At 39.3% G+C, this 17,503-nt stretch carries 21 protein-coding genes and 5 tRNA genes; 22 read left to right on the forward strand and 4 right to left on the reverse strand.

All coding sequences use genetic code 11. The features are described from left to right. Nucleotide 1: 1 nt before the first annotated feature. From IL356_RS13315 to IL356_RS13330, 4 genes are all read right to left on the reverse strand, one after another. The gene (locus IL356_RS13315; RefSeq protein WP_121848071.1) at nt 2–1,399 is read right to left on the reverse strand and encodes an anthranilate synthase component I family protein; all 1,398 of its coding nucleotides are present in this window, start codon (nt 1,397–1,399) and stop codon (nt 2–4) included. Between the two features lie 322 nt (nt 1,400–1,721). Then, entirely contained in the window at nt 1,722–2,297 is a 576-nt protein-coding gene (locus IL356_RS13320) for a YceI family protein (RefSeq protein ID WP_121848072.1), read from the reverse strand. Between the two features lie 34 nt (nt 2,298–2,331). After that, the gene (locus IL356_RS13325; protein WP_121848073.1) at nt 2,332–2,964 is read right to left on the reverse strand and encodes an NAD(P)H-dependent oxidoreductase; all 633 of its coding nucleotides are present in this window, start codon (nt 2,962–2,964) and stop codon (nt 2,332–2,334) included. A 22-nt stretch (nt 2,965–2,986) separates the two neighbouring features. Next, the gene (locus IL356_RS13330; protein ID WP_121848074.1) at nt 2,987–3,433 is read right to left on the reverse strand and encodes a MarR family winged helix-turn-helix transcriptional regulator; all 447 of its coding nucleotides are present in this window, start codon (nt 3,431–3,433) and stop codon (nt 2,987–2,989) included. A 186-nt stretch (nt 3,434–3,619) separates the two neighbouring features. Here IL356_RS13330 and IL356_RS13335 point away from each other — a divergent pair, with 186 nt between their 5' ends. The 22 genes from IL356_RS13335 to rplL all read left to right on the forward strand — a co-directional run bounded on the left by IL356_RS13335 (nt 3,620) and on the right by rplL (nt 17,482). Further along, nucleotides 3,620–3,931: a rhodanese-like domain-containing protein gene (locus IL356_RS13335; RefSeq protein ID WP_121850633.1), complete on the forward strand. Its 312-nt coding sequence runs from the start codon at nt 3,620–3,622 to the stop codon at nt 3,929–3,931. 86 nt (nt 3,932–4,017) lie between these two features. Further along, on the forward strand, nt 4,018–5,301 hold the full coding sequence (locus IL356_RS13340; RefSeq protein ID WP_121850634.1) for a DUF2851 family protein: 1,284 nt from the start codon (nt 4,018–4,020) through the stop codon (nt 5,299–5,301). A 75-nt stretch (nt 5,302–5,376) separates the two neighbouring features. Next, a complete protein-coding gene (locus IL356_RS20140; RefSeq protein WP_121848075.1) occupies nt 5,377–5,604 on the forward strand; it encodes a PspC domain-containing protein in 228 nt (75 codons plus the stop codon). A 1-nt stretch (nt 5,605) separates the two neighbouring features. Further along, nucleotides 5,606–6,613, forward strand: a complete 1,008-nt coding sequence (locus tag IL356_RS13345) for a potassium channel family protein (RefSeq protein WP_121848076.1) — start codon at nt 5,606–5,608, stop codon at nt 6,611–6,613. 112 nt (nt 6,614–6,725) lie between these two features. After that, nucleotides 6,726–8,795 (forward strand): amino acid carrier protein, encoded by a 2,070-nt coding sequence (locus IL356_RS13350; RefSeq protein ID WP_121848077.1) that lies wholly within the window; start codon nt 6,726–6,728, stop codon nt 8,793–8,795. A 13-nt stretch (nt 8,796–8,808) separates the two neighbouring features. After that, on the forward strand, nt 8,809–9,687 hold the full coding sequence (locus IL356_RS13355; protein ID WP_121848078.1) for a ComEA family DNA-binding protein: 879 nt from the start codon (nt 8,809–8,811) through the stop codon (nt 9,685–9,687). Between the two features lie 12 nt (nt 9,688–9,699). Next, complete coding sequence (locus IL356_RS13360; protein ID WP_121848079.1) at nt 9,700–10,869, forward strand: acyl-CoA dehydrogenase family protein; 1,170 nt, start codon at nt 9,700–9,702, stop codon at nt 10,867–10,869. A 128-nt stretch (nt 10,870–10,997) separates the two neighbouring features. Next, a complete protein-coding gene (gene rpsU, locus IL356_RS13365) occupies nt 10,998–11,192 on the forward strand; it encodes a 30S ribosomal protein S21 (protein WP_121848080.1) in 195 nt (64 codons plus the stop codon). A 135-nt stretch (nt 11,193–11,327) separates the two neighbouring features. After that, nucleotides 11,328–12,218 carry a tyrosine-type recombinase/integrase gene (locus tag IL356_RS13370; RefSeq protein WP_121848081.1) on the forward strand — a complete coding sequence of 297 codons (891 nt, stop codon included), beginning with the start codon at nt 11,328–11,330 and terminating at the stop codon, nt 12,216–12,218. Nucleotides 12,219–12,257: 39 nt separating this feature from the next. Continuing rightward, nucleotides 12,258–12,560: a ribosome hibernation-promoting factor, HPF/YfiA family gene (hpf, locus tag IL356_RS13375; RefSeq protein WP_121848082.1), complete on the forward strand. Its 303-nt coding sequence runs from the start codon at nt 12,258–12,260 to the stop codon at nt 12,558–12,560. Between the two features lie 101 nt (nt 12,561–12,661). After that, a tRNA-Thr gene (locus tag IL356_RS13380) sits at nt 12,662–12,735 on the forward strand. 23 nt (nt 12,736–12,758) lie between these two features. Next, nucleotides 12,759–12,841 (forward strand) — tRNA-Tyr (locus tag IL356_RS13385). A 72-nt stretch (nt 12,842–12,913) separates the two neighbouring features. Continuing rightward, nucleotides 12,914–12,986 (forward strand) — tRNA-Gly (locus IL356_RS13390). Nucleotides 12,987–13,067: 81 nt separating this feature from the next. Further along, a tRNA-Thr gene (locus tag IL356_RS13395) sits at nt 13,068–13,139 on the forward strand. Between the two features lie 56 nt (nt 13,140–13,195). Then, a complete protein-coding gene (gene tuf / locus IL356_RS13400; protein ID WP_121848083.1) occupies nt 13,196–14,383 on the forward strand; it encodes an elongation factor Tu in 1,188 nt (395 codons plus the stop codon). A gap of 70 nt (nt 14,384–14,453) precedes the next feature. Continuing rightward, nucleotides 14,454–14,529, forward strand: a tRNA-Trp gene (locus IL356_RS13405). An 11-nt stretch (nt 14,530–14,540) separates the two neighbouring features. Beyond that, nucleotides 14,541–14,729, forward strand: a complete 189-nt coding sequence (secE, locus tag IL356_RS13410; RefSeq protein ID WP_121848084.1) for a preprotein translocase subunit SecE — start codon at nt 14,541–14,543, stop codon at nt 14,727–14,729. Between the two features lie 9 nt (nt 14,730–14,738). Continuing rightward, nucleotides 14,739–15,290: a transcription termination/antitermination protein NusG gene (nusG, locus tag IL356_RS13415; RefSeq protein WP_121848085.1), complete on the forward strand. Its 552-nt coding sequence runs from the start codon at nt 14,739–14,741 to the stop codon at nt 15,288–15,290. A gap of 69 nt (nt 15,291–15,359) precedes the next feature. Further along, nucleotides 15,360–15,797, forward strand: a complete 438-nt coding sequence (rplK, locus tag IL356_RS13420; protein ID WP_121848086.1) for a 50S ribosomal protein L11 — start codon at nt 15,360–15,362, stop codon at nt 15,795–15,797. Between the two features lie 20 nt (nt 15,798–15,817). Beyond that, the gene (gene rplA, locus IL356_RS13425; RefSeq protein WP_121848087.1) at nt 15,818–16,507 is read left to right on the forward strand and encodes a 50S ribosomal protein L1; all 690 of its coding nucleotides are present in this window, start codon (nt 15,818–15,820) and stop codon (nt 16,505–16,507) included. Between the two features lie 28 nt (nt 16,508–16,535). Continuing rightward, entirely contained in the window at nt 16,536–17,051 is a 516-nt protein-coding gene (gene rplJ / locus IL356_RS13430; RefSeq protein WP_121848088.1) for a 50S ribosomal protein L10, read from the forward strand. 50 nt (nt 17,052–17,101) lie between these two features. Beyond that, entirely contained in the window at nt 17,102–17,482 is a 381-nt protein-coding gene (gene rplL, locus IL356_RS13435; RefSeq protein WP_121848089.1) for a 50S ribosomal protein L7/L12, read from the forward strand. The last annotated feature ends 21 nt before the right edge of the window (nt 17,483–17,503 follow it).

The following is a 17,503-nucleotide window of genomic DNA, read 5'->3' on the forward strand; positions in this document are numbered from 1 at the left end:
CTCATATGGTTTTGGCTATTTCCAATGCTTTGGTCAAGGCACCCAATTTGTTGTAGGTTTCTTGAAGTTCATCGTCAGGGTTCGATGCGGCAACTAGGCCCGCACCAGCTTGGTAATGTAGTTGATGGTTTTTGCTCAGAAAAGTTCTAATCATAATGGCGTGATTGAAATTGCCATTAAAGTCCATAAACCCAATAGCACCCCCATAATAACCTCTGCTTGTCTTCTCATATTTTTCTATGAGTTGCATAGCCATATGTTTTGGTGCTCCGCTCAAGGTACCGGCCGGAAATGTATCGGCGACCACCTTCATGGTCGTAATGTTCTCTTTTTTATGCCCGGTAACCTTTGAAACCAAATGAATTACGTGAGAGAAGAATTGAACTTCACGATAATTGGTAACCTCTACCATATTACCGTTTCTACTTAAATCGTTTCTGGCCAAATCGACCAACATTACATGCTCACTGTTCTCTTTGTCATCTTCTGTTAGTTTTCTGGCCAAAACCGCATCTTGCTCATCGTTTCCGGTTCGCTTAAAGGTTCCTGCAATCGGGTGAATCTCTGCCTTACCGTCTTTAACGATTAACTGTGCCTCTGGCGAGCTTCCGAAAATCTTGAAATCTCCGTAATCAAAGTAGAACAAATAGGGAGAGGGGTTGATCGATCTAAGTGCCCTATACACATTAAACTCATCCCCTTTAAAACCTTGTGAAAACCTTCTTGAAAGCACGAGTTGAAAAACATCGCCCCTATGGCAATGTTTTTTTGCCAACCGAACATGCTCCCGGTATTCATCATCTTCTAAATTGGAAGCGGCCTCACCCTCTAAAGAAAAGTTATAAGAGGCGAAATTACGAACGTTGAGAATCTGCTCAATCTGTGAAATATTATCGTCGCTTTCAAAGCAATGGGCGAACAGGTAGGCTTCGTTCTTGAAGTGATTGATAGCAATGATGTTCTGGTATACCGCATAATAGATGTCGGGTATGGCAACAGAATCTTTTTTCTTTGTTAAGTCGATATCTTCAAAGTAACGAACCGCATCATAGGCCATGTAGCCAAAAAGCCCATTATTGATAAACTTAAAGTCGTGTTCTTCGACCTCGAACAATTGACCGAAATCGTGAATTGATTGAACAACATCGGTTTCAGCATCAATGGTAGATTCGTGATTCGATCCATCAGGAAGCTGATGATATATAGTTTCATTTTCTACCTTAATCGAGGCAATGGGGTTGCAGCAGATATATGAAAAACTATTATCGTTTGCATGGTAGTCGCTACTTTCAAGAAGAATACTATTCGGAAATCGATCTCTGATTTTTAAGTAAACGCTGACCGGTGTTATGGTGTCGGCCAGTATTTTCTTGTAGTGGGTCTTTAGTTTGTACTTCATTTTCAATAGGGTTCAAAAGTAAAAGGCTTGTCGTGATTGACAAGCCTTTCTTTATAATGTTACTTATATGGAGGTTCGCTCACGAATTCTGTCGAGAGTTGTTCCACCACCAAGTATTTACTTTTCCGTTGTGCATGGTTCAAATATAGAAATCATTTTTATAACCGCAAATCAAAAATTGGTTTAAAATCAATCGTTGATATACGCGTCACATTACGCTCGCGTATTGTTAGAATAGTCAATCAGAAAATAAAAAAGCCCGCTTTAATAATAAAGCGGGCAAAACTTGTGAGGTCAAGTTTATTATAAATGTATCTTCTAATTAAAACTCAAGGTCAACGACCAAATCGAATTCGTCATAGATGGTTTTATCACCAAGGTTTTCAAAGAAACTACCTGAACCGTATTTGATGTCATAATTAGTTCTGTCTACCTTAACGGTTGCGGTAGCTTTGCTACCATAAATAGAAACATCAAAAGTGACAGGCTTGGTAATACCTTTTATGGTTAAATCTCCTGTTACTTCGTAAGAGTTCTTTCCGGTAGATTTTACTTCGGTGAAAACTAATTTAGATGTACCATGATTTTCAACTCCAAAGAAATCATCAGCTTTAAGGTGACCTTCTAACTTAGCCTTACCATCGCCTTCCATATCTGTGGAAATTAAGCTGGTCATATCGGCCACGAATTCTCCGCCAGTCAACTGGTCACCGTCAAATACTAAATGTCCGGATTCTAAATTAACAGTACCTGTGTGAGAACCGGTAACTTTATAAGCTTTCCAGGTAACAGTACTGGCATCGGTCTTTACTTCTTTTTTTTCTTCGGCAATCGGTTCGGTCGCAGCTGCTGATCCAAAGACCAAGGCCAATGCCAAGGTAAATACTCCTTTTTTCATAATTTCAATAATTTTAGTTAATAATTAGTAATGTTTATATAATCGTAATCAAGTTCTCGGTAGATTTTCTAACCTTTTTATAGTGCTGCGTTTGATCTTCTTCAGAACGATAACCTACAGCTGCCAGAACAACGGCGTTTAGGTTTTTATCATCTAACCCGAGAATCTCGTTGAATTGGGCCGAATCGAAACCTTCCATGGGGCAAGTATCTATTTTAAGATCTGCCGCAGCTGATAAAAGATTTCCTAATGCTATATAAGCTTGTTTTGCCGTCCAAGCGGCTTTTTGCTCATCTGTTAAAGGCATTAAATTCGCTTTCATTAAATCGGCGTAGGCTTTTAATCCTTCCACAGGTATACCCCTTGTCTCACTAACGTTCGTCAAATAGTCGTCTACTAGCTCATCGCCGAAAGTGGTTTGATTTGCCAATACTATAAGGTGCGAAGCCTCGGTAATTTGAGACTGGCCCCAAGCGGCGGGCTTTAGCTTAGCTCTTATATCATCATCTTTCAGGACTAAAATTTTGTATGGTTGTAATCCGTAAGATGAAGCACTTAAAGAGGTAGCCTCTAAAAGTTTGCTCAAATCATCTTCAGAAATCTTCTTCGTGCTATCAAATTTTTTGGTGGCATAACGCCAGTTAAGATTGTCAATATAATTACTCATTTGTATAAATTTAATATTTAGTTTAAAACTTATCTAGAAGTTTGTTTAATTCTTCTAAATCTTTAGTATTCAGATTGTTTAGTATTCTTTCTTCTGCCTTTTGCATGGCTTTATCAAGTTCAAGAAGAATTTCTTCTCCAGGTTTGGTAATTCTTATTTCTACCTTTCTTCTATTACTTGGGCAAATAGACCTGTCTACAAAACCTTTTAAGATGAGTTTGTCTACCAATCGGGTGGTATTACTCATTTTAGTAATCATTCTCTCGTTCAATGTAGAAAGGTTGGCGGGTTTGCCTTTTTGACCTCTCAAGATTCGCAGAACGTTAAACTGCTCAAGCGACATTTCGTAGGCTTTAAGTGAGCAGGTGATTATTTCATTGATTTTATTGGCGACTAGGCTTAAATGAATGATGGTCCTGCTTGGCAGTGGAATTTTCTTCTCGGTTTTTATTATTTCCTCAACATTCATGTCATTACAATTATTGTATATACAAATGTATGTTGTTTTGAATATAACTTTGAAGTTTGGCTTCACAATTTTTTGTTAAATGAATTGCTGTTTGCTCTTGGTAAAAAAATGTAATTTTGAAAACTGTATACTTTTAGAATAATTCAATGCCATGTAATATAAATGCTACTTGGCTTTAACACATACATTATGGATTTATCACAAGAAGAGTGGGAAGAACAATTAGAGCAAGATTCGAATGCTTTTATTCTCGACGTTAGAACACCTGAAGAGGTCGAAGACGGCTATATTCCCGGGGCTCAAAATATCGATATTCATTTAGGTCAAGGTTTTTTAGATGAATTGGAAAAACTGGACAAGTCTAAATCTTACTATGTTTATTGTAGGTCTGGGGCAAGAAGTGCTCAAGCATGTTCTATTATGAACGAAGTAGGTTTTGATAAAACGTACAATTTAGAAGGTGGCTTTATGAACTGGCAGGGTGAAGTGGCCGAATAGGCTTATAAAATATTATTCCAGTATATTTAAGTTCAGGTACTCTTAATTAATTGTGGTACCTGAACTTTTTTATAACCGATAACCCTATGCGAGAAGATTTGCTTCATTTTATTTGGAAGTATAAGAAACTGGCATTGCACGATTTGAAATCTACCGACGGTGAAGCCCTTGAGATAATTGATTTCGGGCAACATAATCAATTAGCGGGCCCCGACTTTTTTAATGCCCAAATAAAGATAGATGGTCAACTGTGGGCCGGAAATCTAGAAATACATCTAAAATCTTCAGATTGGTACGCTCATAAGCATGAAGAAGACCCCAATTATAAGAATGTTATTCTGCACGTCGTTTGGCAACATGATTGTCATGTTCTCACGGAGGGAGGTACTCATCTCGTTACCCTAGAGCTAAAAAACTATATTTCTAACACCCTCCTTACAGCCTATCAAAAATTGATGGATTCAAGAAACACTTCCTTCATCAATTGTGAAAACAATATAGGCTCGGTCAGTGAATTTCACATGAATAATTGGCTTGAAAGGCTATATTTTGAACGACTGGAACAAAAATCAGTTGAAGTGGCCGAACTTTTAAAACGAACCAATAATGATTGGGAAGGTGTTCTTTTTGCTCTATTATTAAAGGGATTTGGATCCAAAGTCAATGGACCTGTTTTTATGCAACTAGCCAAGGTTATCGATTTCAAGATAATTAGAAAAGTTCAATCGAACGTACAGTCGTTAGAGGGCCTTTTTTACGGTATGTTACAATTGCTTGAAGCTGAAGATATTTTAGATGATTATTATTTGGGTTTAAAAAAGGAATATGAGTTCTTAAAGGTTAAGTTTGAGATGGGTCATAAATTTGTGGGTAGGCCTGAATTTTATGGTCTGCGCCCTTCAAACTTTCCGACTATCAGATTATCTCAATTAGCTAATTTATATAATTCTAACAATGGTCTGTTCGCAAAACTGATGGAGGCAGAAACATCCGAACAAATGCATGGCATACTAAAGGTGGTAGCAAGCGATTATTGGAGCAACCATTATACCTTCGGTAAAGAATCTAAGGGTAGGGCCAAGGTGTTAAGTAAAACTTTCATTGATCTTTTGATCATCAATTCAATTTTGCCGGTTAAATATCTTTATTCGAAAAGTATTGGCAAGAATAGCGATGAACAAATTATAGATATTATGTCCGCTATTCCCAGTGAAAAAAATGTAATTACTAGAAATTTTCAGGGTTTGAATGTGCCACTCAACAATGCACTTTACGGGCAAGGAGCTATACAATTGTATAATAATTACTGTAAACTTAACAAATGTCTGCAATGTCAGATTGGGGCGAGCTTATTAAGTGGAAATGTTTAAATTTGGCCGTGTACAGGGCATGATGTTGTGCTTTGCTAAGATTCGATTCTCTTTTTATAGTTATTACCGACCCAAATGAACCTGTTCTACCAACTTCTCTATTACTTGCAAAAACGCGGATTCGAAGTTTGCGGTCGGATCGCCGATCGTTTGGGTATAAGGGCTAGGGTAGTGCGAACCTCATTTATTTATCTGACGTTCGTAACGCTAGGTTTTGGTTTCGCCCTCTATCTCTTTTTGGCATTTTGGCTTAAAATAAAAGACCTTTTATATACTAAGAGAACCTCGGTATTTGACCTTTAATATGTTGAATCTCTTCCGTTCAAGAATCTATCTGGCCGTTACTCTAATGGTGGCGGTTTTGGCTTTTGGGGTATTGGGGTACTGGCTTATAGCCGATTATTCGTGGGTCGAAGCATTTTATATGACCATTATTACCGTTACTACGGTAGGCTTCGGTGAGATTAGGCCCTTAGGTACAGAGGGCAAAGTCTTCACGGTCATACTTATAATTCTGAGTGTTTTTATTTTCGCGTTTGCACTCTCAGTAATTACCGAATATATTTTGAGCAGAAACTCGCTTCAACTTCTAAAAAAGAAAAAAGTGAAAAATCAAATCGATAAGTTGCAGAACCACGTGGTAGTTTGTGGTTTTGGTAGAAACGGCATGCAGGCGGCCGAACGTTTAACGGCTTACAAAAAGCCCTTCGTGATTATCGAACGAGACCGAGAGATTATCGAGAAATTTGAAGATGAAGTCTTGTTCGTTGAAGGTGATGCCAATGAAGATGAAGTTCTTATAAGTGCGGGGGTAGATAGGGCACAATACTTGATTGCGGCTTTGCCCGATGATGCTGCCAATCTCTTTGTTGTACTTTCGGCAAGGCAATTAAATGCTCAACTCTTTATTATTAGCAGGGCTTCATTGATTACTTCCCAAAAGAAATTGCAACTGGCCGGTGCCAATAAGGTGATAATGCCAGATAAAATAGGAGGAGACCATATGGCCTCTCTCGTCGTAATGCCCGACCTGATTACTTTTATGGATAAATTAGGAACCGAAGGAAAAAATACCACCAACCTCGAGGAAGTGGCCATTGAAGATTTTGGCGACCATTCAGACGGCAGCTCGTTGAGAGACCTCGATTTACGAAGAAAGACCGGCTGTACGATTATCGGCTACATTGAGCCGAACGGAAACTATATTATAAATCCTGAAGCCGATTTAAAACTTCAGCCAAAGAGCAAAGTTATTGTTTTGGGTAGGCCTGAACAGATAAGAAAGTTGAATGAAATGTTCCATATCGGATAGTTCACTCTTACGTTAATTCAAGGTTATTATTTGATTGTGTTGCTAATTTTTAGGATATTGGCACCCATCGAAAACTAAGATTAGATAAGTACCAAACACCATAAATTAAATTATGAAGAAATTTTCCCTGTTACTTTTTATGCTACTTGGTTTAGTGGCAAACTCACAAGATCTCACCGTAAAGGCTGCGGTCATGAACCCATCGAAAAATATAAACGATGGTGTCGTTGACCTTCAAGTGCTCGGTGGTACCCCTCCCTATAGTTATAAATGGAGCAATCAAAGTACGCCTTTGTCTTCAAAAAAGGCAACGGGCTTGGTCGAGGGTGTACCTTATACGGTGGTAGTATCTGACTCGAAGGGAAATACGGTTACTAAAGTATATAAGGTAGAAACAAATGCCATAGCAGAAATTTTCAACGGAACGATGACCCCAGCAGTAAATGCCTTGGGGTCTGTTTTGTTTTGGGACCCTTTTGCCGCTATCGGTATATATGATCCCGTAGCCTATGCAGATAAAAAATTGGTAGGTACGCCTGGTTGGTCCGCAGAGATTCAAGACAGGTTTGTACTCAAGCAATGGTTGAAGCCTGAAGGGTCTAAGGTGGTAAAAGGCGATCAAATTGCTATTATCTCTAGTGATAAAAATGGCGAAAGAAATGTTATCGCTTCTGCCACTGGATCATTAAAATATTTGGTTCAAGAAGGTAAAGTAATTTATAATTCAGATAACGCAGAGCATGTTATTGAACAAGGAGCTCACTATTTGGCCGAAATAGTATATGACGATCCGATAGTTATGACCCACCCCAATGGGGACCCTCTTACGAAAGACATTCCATTTATTGTTATTTGGTTGGTATTAGGAGCTCTCTTTTTTACCATTAGAATGGGCTTTATCAATATTCGGGGCTTTGGGCACTCTATCGATTTGGCCAAAGGAAAGTATGACGACCCGAATGCACCCGGTCAGGTAACCCACTTCCAAGCACTGGCTACTGCAGTATCCGGTACGGTTGGTTTAGGTAATATTGCCGGTGTGGCCGTTGCTGTTTCCTTAGGTGGGGCAGGAGCCACTTTCTGGATGATTGTCTGTGGTCTTCTTGGTATGTCCTCAAAATTTGTTGAGTGTACCCTTGGTGTAAAATATAGGGATATACTGCCTGACGGTAGGGTATTTGGTGGGCCGATGAACTATCTGCGTTATGGTCTGGAAAAAAGAAATTTAAAAGGAGTAGGTAAGGCATTGGCCGGTTTATTTGCCGTTCTTGCCATTGGTGCTTCTTTTGGTGGTGGTAATATGTTTCAGGCCAACCAATCTTTTGAGCAATTGGCAGGTCAGTTTCCTGCGTTGGCCGGTAACGGTTTTTGGTTCGGGGTGGTAACGGCAATTTTAGTAGGTGTAGTTATTATCGGAGGTATCAACAGTATTGCCAAGGTAACGGGTAGGGTAGTGCCAATTATGGCCTCTGTATATATTTTGGCCGCGTTGGCAGTTATCATTATGAATATTCAGAATATTGGTCCTGCTTTTTCTGCAATTGTAGACGGTGCTTTTAGTCCATCGGCATTAAAAGGAGGTATTGTAGGTGTACTTGTTGTTGGCTTTCAAAGGGCAGCTTTTTCCAATGAAGCAGGTGTAGGTTCTGCCGCTATTGCACATAGTACGGCCAAAACGAACCATCCGCCTTCTGAAGGTTTTGTAGCTTTGTTGGAGCCATTTATCGATACGGTGGTAGTTTGTACATTGACCGCTTTGGTATTGATTTTCACAGGTATGCACGAAGTAGAAGGTATGGCTGGCGCCCAATTGACCTCTGACGCCTTCGGAAGCCAGATATCTTGGTTCCCCTATGTATTGGCATTGGCAGTTTTCTTGTTCGCATTTTCTACAATGATTTCTTGGTCGTATTACGGTATGAGAGCTTGGACATATTTATTTGGAAAGAGCAAAAAGTCTGAAATGATCTATAAAATAATGTTCTTGATTTTCGTTGTAATCGGAGCCTCTGTAAGTTTGGGTGCGGTGCTTGATTTTTCAGATATGATGATTTTGGCCATGTCTTTCCCTAATATTATCGGTCTTTATATCATGTCCGGTGAAGTGAAAACCGATTTGGGAGAATACTGGAGAAAATTAAAAGCCAACCAATTGTTCAAGAAACAACGCGTGGCCAAATAGATTTACTTGAGAAATGGAAAATTTTAAATCCCACTTTAAGTTCAATAAACAAGAACGAAGTGGGATTTTCTTTTTGCTTCTAATTATAGTACTTCTTCAAATTGCCTATTGGGCCGTTAGTTACCTTCCTGATAATAAGGCAAGCGAAAGTCTTATGCTGAATAGTAAAGAGCAGTATTTGATCGACAGTCTAAAGGTGCAGGGGAGCAATAAATCTGAACCCAAGATTTTTCCTTTTAACCCAAACTATATTACCGATTACAAAGGTTATACGCTTGGGATGAGTACTGAGGAAATAGATGCTTTACATTCCTTTAGAAAGCAAGGAAAGTTTGTAAACTCTGCCGAAGAATTTCAGGAAGTAACCCATGTTTCTGATTCATTACTTGAAAAAATATCTCCTCATTTCAAGTTTCCCGATTGGGTCGTTAAGAAAGCCCCGGCCAAAGAAACAAAAGCTGAGGCATATAATGATAAGACAGAAGTTTCCATTCAAATTATCGACATCAATTCTGCCACGACCGACCAGTTAAAGGAAATTAGTGGTATTGGAGATAAGCTTTCAGCAAGAATTGTAAAGTTCAGAGATCGATTAGGCGGATTTTTGGTGAACGAGCAGTTATATGATGTATATGGCCTGGAGCCAAATGTTGTTCAAAGAGCATTAAAAAGATTTCAAGTTCTTAATCCTCCAGCGGTGATGAAAATTAATGTAAATCAAGCCACAGCTACAGAACTATCCCAATTGGTGTACATCAATTATCAATTGGCCCGTAAAATTATTTTGTACCGCGAAGCTCAAGATGGTATTGATTCAATCGATGAATTGAAGAACATAGAAGATTTTCCATCCGACAAGATAGATAGAATAGCCCTATATTTGTCGTTATAAAAAAAATGAGCTATGCATGGTATGTGCTTCACTGAAGAACACCAATTATTTAGAGAAAGCCTAAAAGATTTTTTACAAAAAGAAGTAGTGCCCCATATAGAAAAATGGGAAGAAACAGGAACCATTGAGCCTTTTATCTGGGAGAAATTTGGAGAAATGGGCTACTTCGGTCTCGCCACTCCTGAAGAGTATGGTGGTCTTGGTCTAGATCTTTTTTACACGGTTATATTTGTTGAAGAGTTACAGAAAATTAATTCTGGCGGTTTTGCTGCGGCTATGTGGGCCCACGCCTATCTGGCAATGACCCATTTAAATAAAAATGCCAATCATGACCAAAAGAATAGATATTTAGAGCCAAGTGTATCGGGAAAGAAGATAGGTTGTCTTGGTATAACCGAACCATTTGGTGGTAGTGATGTTGCGGGTATGCGCACAACCGCCATTAAAGATGGTGACGCTTACATAATTAATGGTTCAAAGACTTTTATCACCAATGGTGTTTATGGTGATTATGTTGTGTTAGCGGCAAAGACAGACCCTAAAGCGGGCAACAAGGGTATAAGTATGTTTATTGTAGACCTTGATGCCGAGGGCGTATCTGCTAGTAAATTGAATAAATTGGGTTGGCGAGCGTCAGATACGGCCGAGTTGGCCTTCGATAATGTAAAGGTGTCTTCCAGTAATATAATTGGGGAAGAAGGTAAAGGTTTCGGTTTCATTATGGAGGCGTTTGCTTTGGAAAGGTTGGTAATGGGGGTCAATGCGCATGCCCGTGCTGAATATGCTTTGGATTATACTTTGCAGTACATGTCAGAGCGCGAAGCCTTTGGCAAATCAATCAATCAGTACCAGGCACTGCGCCATCGATTTGTTGATCTATATGCCGATATGGAGCTTTGTAAGCATTACAATTATGGTGTTGCCCATCAAATGAACGAGGGGCATTATGTAGTTCAAGAAGCTACAATTTCAAAACTAAAGTCTACTAAAATGGCCGATGAGGTAATCTATAACTGTTTACAGTTCTTAGGTGGCTATGGCTATATTGAAGATTACCCGATGGCTAGATTGCTTCGAGATAGTCGATTGGGGCCAATTGGTGGTGGTACTTCTGAAATTTTGAAAGAAATACTTTCAAAGATTATTATTGATAAAAAAGAATATCGGGCTCCCAATAAATAGACTAAGCTGTTTTTAGTGTAATTGCTATTTTAATCCGTTCTTGAAATTTAATTTTCATATTGGGGTTCATTTTTAAAATTAGTTTATATATTTGCACCCTTAATTTTAAAGAAAGGAGGTTGTAGCCAATGTTAATTATACCAGTAAAAGAAGGAGAAAACATCGATAGGGCTTTAAAGCGTTTTAAGCGTAAATTCGATAAAACGGGTACGATGAGAAGATTGCGTAAGCGTCAACAATTCACAAAACCCTCCGTTGAGCGTAGAGCTCAGATTCAAAAAGCACAATACATTCAGGGCTTAAGGGATAAGGAAGAAATCTAAGTCCTGTAAATTCGGTGTACAAATATATTGTGAAATCCCATCAGCTATGATGGGATTTTTTTATTTTCAATAACTTCCTTTTTTAAATATTCTACTTCACAGGCCTCGGTTAGATATTCTTTCTAATTTAGTGATATGCACTTAGAGTCATTTTTATCTTACCTGTCGCTAGAGAAGAATTATTCTACTCATACTGTAAATGCGTATGCCAAAGATTTGGAAAGCTTTATCCATTTTTGTGTTGACCAACATGAAATTAACGATATAGATTCGGTTTCTTATTCTATAATAAGAAGTTGGGTGGTTCATTTGGTGGATTGCGATATTGCAAATAAGTCGGTCAATAGAAAAGTAGCTTCCTTAAAAGCATATTATAAATTTTTGCAAAGTATAGGTCGGTTAGAGGTTAATCCCCTGGCAAAGCACAGAGCTTTAAAAACTGCAAAAAAGGTTCAGGTACCTTTTTCCGAGGTTGAAATGGATTCTGTGTTGGTTCAGATAGAATACCCTGATACATTCGAAGGGGTTCGGGATCAATTAATAATCGATTTGTTGTATACCACAGGTATTCGAAGGGCCGAATTGATAGGTTTAAAGCTTACCGATATCGATTTGACTGGTTCTACCATGAAAGTATTGGGCAAACGTAATAAAGAGCGCATTGCGCCCCTTTTGAATGGCACTTGTCGGCTGGTTTCAAGTTATTTAGGCTATAGAAATGGTCTAGATGAAATTAAAGATAGCGAGTATTTATTCCTGTTAAAATCAGGTTATAAATTATATGAAACCCTTGTCTATCGTTTAATTAATAATTACCTTAGTAAGGTGTCGCTTAAAGTAAAGAAGAGCCCCCATATCTTAAGGCACACCTTCGCTACCCATTTGCTTAATAAAGGGGCAGATTTAAATTCAGTGAAGGAATTACTTGGGCACTCAAGCTTGGCATCTACCCAGGTGTATACACACAACAGTATCACCGAGTTAAAGAAAGTGCATGCCAACGCCCATCCGAGAGGTAAAAAATGAGGGCTTAGTTTACATTGTTTAACCTAAAAATTACGACCTATGAACGTAAATGTGCAATCAGTAAATTTCAATGCCGACAGAAAGCTTATTAATTTTCTTCAATCTAGAATGGATAAGCTTGAGACCTTTTATGATAAGGTAATCAGTTCAGATGTTTATTTAAAGGTACAGAATACAAGTGCCAAAGAGAATAAAATAGTTGAAATAAAGCTCAATGTGCCAGGGGATAAGTTTATGGTGAAAAAGCAATGCAAGTCTTTTGAAGAGGCTATAGATTCGTCTTGTGGTTCTTTGGAAAGAAAGCTGATCAAGCGAAAAGAAAAACTTCGAGTGCATGCATGATGAAAATTTTTTCGATTTTGTTTTGAATAAATAAAAATATCTATACATTTGCAGTCCGTTAGAAATAGCGGACTTTTTTATGCATAAAAAAGGCTGTAAAGGCCGATATAGCTCAGCTGGCTAGAGCAGCTGATTTGTAATCAGCAGGTCGTGGGTTCGAGTCCCTCTATCGGCTCTGAAATACTGGAAAAATAAGGCGGGGAGATACTCAAGCGGCCAACGAGGACAGACTGTAAATCTGTTGGTTTTCACCTTCGCAGGTTCGAATCCTGCTCTCCCCACACTGCCTGAGCGAAAATTCGGGCATTTGTTCTTTTTTTAAGAACGTTTTTGATATATTGTAATTAAGTATTGCGGGAGTAGCTCAGTTGGTAGAGCGTCAGCCTTCCAAGCTGAATGTCGCCGGTTCGAACCCGGTCTCCCGCTCTAAATTGGCAGTCGTGCCAATCCTGCGAAGGCAGGCATCTCTTCCTCTTGTTTTAGGGATGAAGATATTAAACACTTTACGCCGACGTAGCTCAGGGGTAGAGCGTTTCCTTGGTAAGGAAGAGGTCACGGGTTCAATTCCCGTCGTTGGCTCAATTAAGGCATTATTTGTACACTAATATATAAACTAAGATTAAAATTCATTAAAAATGGCAAAGGAAACTTTTGATCGTTCCAAACCGCACTTGAATATAGGTACTATTGGACACGTTGATCACGGTAAAACAACTTTGACTGCTGCTATTACTACTGTATTAGCGAATGCTGGTCTTTCTGAGCTTAGAAGCTTTGATTCAATTGACAACGCTCCTGAAGAAAAAGAAAGAGGTATTACTATCAACACTTCTCACGTTGAATACCAAACTGCTAATCGTCACTATGCACACGTTGACTGTCCTGGTCACGCGGATTATGTGAAGAACATGGTTACTGGTGCCGCTCAGATGGACGGTGCCATCTTGGTTGTTGCCGCTACAGACGGTCCTATGCCTCAAACTCGCGAGCACATCCTTTTAGGCCGTCAGGTAGGTATTCCAAGAATCGTTGTTTTCTTGAACAAAGTTGACATGGTTGACGATGAGGAGCTTTTAGAGTTGGTTGAAATGGAAGTAAGAGAATTGCTTTCTTTCTACGAGTATGATGGTGATAATGGTCCTGTGATTTCTGGTTCTGCCCTAGGTGCACTTAACGGTGAGCAAAAATGGGTTGATACCGTTATGGAGTTGATGGATGCTGTTGATAGCTGGATCGAATTGCCACAGAGAGATGTTGATAAAGATTTCTTGATGCCTGTAGAAGATGTGTTCACTATTACTGGTCGTGGTACTGTTGCTACCGGTCGTATTGAAACAGGTGTTGCCAATACTGGTGATGCTGTAGATATCATTGGTATGGGAGCTGAGAAATTGACTTCTACTATTACTGGTGTTGAGATGTTCCGTAAGATTTTGGATAGAGGTGAAGCTGGTGATAACGTTGGTATTCTTTTGAGAGGTATTGAAAAATCTGACATCAAAAGAGGTATGGTTATCTGTAAGCCAGGTTCTGTTAAGCCGCACGCTAAATTCGAAGCTGAGGTTTATATCTTGAAAAAAGAAGAAGGTGGTCGTCACACTCCATTCCACAATAACTACCGTCCTCAGTTCTACGTAAGAACTACTGATGTTACTGGTAACATTAGTCTTCCTGATGGTGTTGAGATGGTAATGCCAGGTGATAACTTGACTATTACTGTTGATTTGATCCAACCAATCGCATTGAGTGTTGGTCTACGTTTCGCTATCCGTGAAGGTGGTAGAACTGTAGGTGCTGGTCAGGTTACCAAGATTCTAGATTAATTAAGTATTAGATATCAATTGTTCTTAAGGGTGTCCTTCTCTGGTTGGGCACCTTTAAGTGCAATTATAAACGGGTGTAGCTCAGTTGGTAGAGCACTGGTCTCCAAAACCAGGTGTCGGGAGTTCGAGCCTCTCCTCCCGTGCCAAATTTAACGGTATGTTGACATATATAAAGGAATCAATAGAAGAGTTGCGTAACAACGTTACGTGGCCGTCAAGAGCAGAAGCTTCCAACCTAATGGTCGTGGTAGCTGTATTTTCTATTTTGTTCGCATTGGCGACCTGGGGTGTCGACACCGTATTTAGTAAATTGGTACAATTGTATTTCAACAACGTCTTAAACTAGAAGATAGCTATGTCGGAAGTGTTAGAAAAGAAATGGTATGTCGTACGTGCTGTCAGTGGTCAAGAGAATAAAATCAAAGGCTACATTGAGAGTGAAGTTGAGCGTCATGGCTTTTCTGATTATTTAGAAGACGTGTTGGTGCCTACCGAAAAGGTAGTGCAAATCAGAAACGGGAAAAAAATCAATAAAGAAAGGGTTTATTTTCCTGGTTATATAATGATTAAGGCCAACTTGGGCGGAGAAATGATTCACATCATTCGTTCTATAACCAATGTTATTGGCTTTTTAGGGGAAACCAAGGGTGGTGATCCCGTTCCTCTTCGAAAATCAGAGGTCAACCGCATGCTTGGTAAGGCCGATGAGTTGGCGGTTACTACCGATAGTGTAGCCATACCGTTCGTTCATGGTGAGACTGTTAAGGTAATTGATGGGCCTTTCAACGGTTTCAACGGTACGGTGGAGAAAATCAACGAAGAGAAGCGTAAGCTAGAGGTGATGGTTAAGATTTTCGGAAGAAAAACTCCATTGGAACTTAGCTATATGCAAGTAGAGAAAATATAATTTTTTAAGTGTTACATATTTAAGTTGTGTTGCTTCCAAACAAATACAGCTTCAATTTAATTTAATACAATGGCAAAAGAAATAGGTAAAGTAGTTAAACTACAAGTTAGGGGAGGTGCAGCGAATCCATCGCCACCGGTTGGACCCGCCTTAGGTGCTGCCGGCGTTAACATCATGGAGTTCTGTAAGCAGTTCAATGCTAGAACGCAGGACAAACAAGGTAAGGTTTTACCAGTTGTTATCACCGTCTATAAAGACAAGTCTTTCGACTTTGTCGTTAAAACACCACCGGCGGCCGTTCAATTGATGGAAGCAGCTAAGATTAAAAAAGGATCTGGCGAACCTAACAGAGTAAAATCAGGTAACGTTACTTGGGATCAAGTCAAAACTATCGCGGAAGATAAAATGGCTGATCTTAATGCCTTTACCATAGAATCGGCTATGAGCATGGTTGCTGGTACCGCAAGGTCTATGGGTTTGAAGGTTGCAGGTAAAAGACCTTTTTAAAATCTTATAAAGCAATTTAAATGGCAAAATTAACGAAAAAACAAAAAGAGGCACGTTCCAAAATTGATGGGGGCAAACTTTACTCTTTAAATGAAGGTGCCGCTTTAGTAAAGGAAATTACCAGCGTTAAATTTGACGCATCAGTTGATTTGGCAGTTCGTTTGGGTGTAGATCCAAGAAAAGCAAATCAGATGGTTCGTGGGGTTGTGACATTGCCTCATGGTACTGGTAAAGATGTGAAGGTTTTGGCCTTGGTTACTCCTGATAAAGAAGCTGAAGCGAAAGAAGCTGGCGCTGACTTTGTAGGTTTAGACGAGTATCTTGATAAAATCAAGGGTGGATGGACCGATGTTGATGTAATCATCACCATGCCTAGTGTAATGGGCAAACTTGGTCCGTTAGGTAGAATTCTAGGTCCTAGAGGTTTAATGCCTAACCCAAAGACAGGTACGGTTACTATGGATGTCGCTAAAGCAGTGTCAGATGTAAAAGCCGGTAAAATCGATTTCAAGGTAGATAAAACGGGTATCGTTCACGCAGCAATCGGAAAAGTATCTTTTTCCGCTGATAAGATTGCTGATAACGCGAAAGAGCTTATCGAAACCTTGGTAAAGATGAAGCCTGCCGCGGCAAAAGGTGTTTACATGAAATCTGTTTTCATGTCAAGTACTATGAGCCCAAGTGTTCAATTAGATCCTAAATCAGTTTAATCGAACTGGGTAGTTCAAAATTTACAGTATGACAAGAGAAGAAAAAGCAAACGTAATACAGGATTTGACTTCGCAGTTGGCCGATAGTCCAAGTATCTATTTGGCAGATATATCGGGATTGAACGCAGCGCAGACCTCAGATTTGAGAAGAGCGGCATTTAAGGCTAACATTAAATTAGCGGTAGTCAAAAATACCTTGCTTGCAAAAGCAATGGAAGCTTCCGACAAGGAATTTGGAAATCTTCCTGAAGTGTTGAAAGGAAGCACTTCTTTGATGTTTTCCGAAGTAGGAAATGCTCCTGCCAAGCTTATCAAGAATTTCAGAAAAAAATCTGATAAGCCATTATTGAAAGGAGCTTTCGTTGAGGAAGCAATTTATGTAGGTGATGAGAATTTGGATGCATTGGTGAGCATCAAGTCTAAAGAAGAAATGATCGGAGAGGTCATCGGACTGTTGCAATCACCTGCCAAGAACGTTATTTCCGGACTTAAGTCTGGTGGTGGCAAATTGGCCGGCATCCTTAAAACATTATCTGAAAGATAAGTACGCACTAAACTAAGTATATTTTAAAAATTTTATTAAACGATAGAAAAATGGCAGATTTAAAAGAATTCGCAGAACAGTTGGTAAACTTGACCGTTAAAGAGGTTAACGAATTGGCTGATATATTAAAAGAAGAGTATGGCATTGAGCCTGCTGCTGCTGCAGTAGCCGTTGCTGCTGGTGGTGGAGCCGCTGAAGGTGGTGAAGCTGCTGAAGAAAAATCAGAGTTTGACGTAATCTTGAAAGCACCAGGAGGTTCTAAACTTGCTGTTGTTAAATTGGTTAAAGAATTGACCGGTCTTGGTTTGAAAGACGCTAAGGATATTGTTGATAGCGCACCTAAAGCTGTTAAAGAAGGTGTATCTAAAGACGAAGCCGAAGGTATCAAAAAATCATTGGAAGAAGCAGGAGCAGAAGTTGAGCTTAAATAATAGCAGCGACCATAGCATTTT

This window comes from Euzebyella marina (assembly GCF_014855515.1).
Taxonomy (GTDB): Bacteria; Bacteroidota; Bacteroidia; order Flavobacteriales; family Flavobacteriaceae; genus Euzebyella; species Euzebyella marina.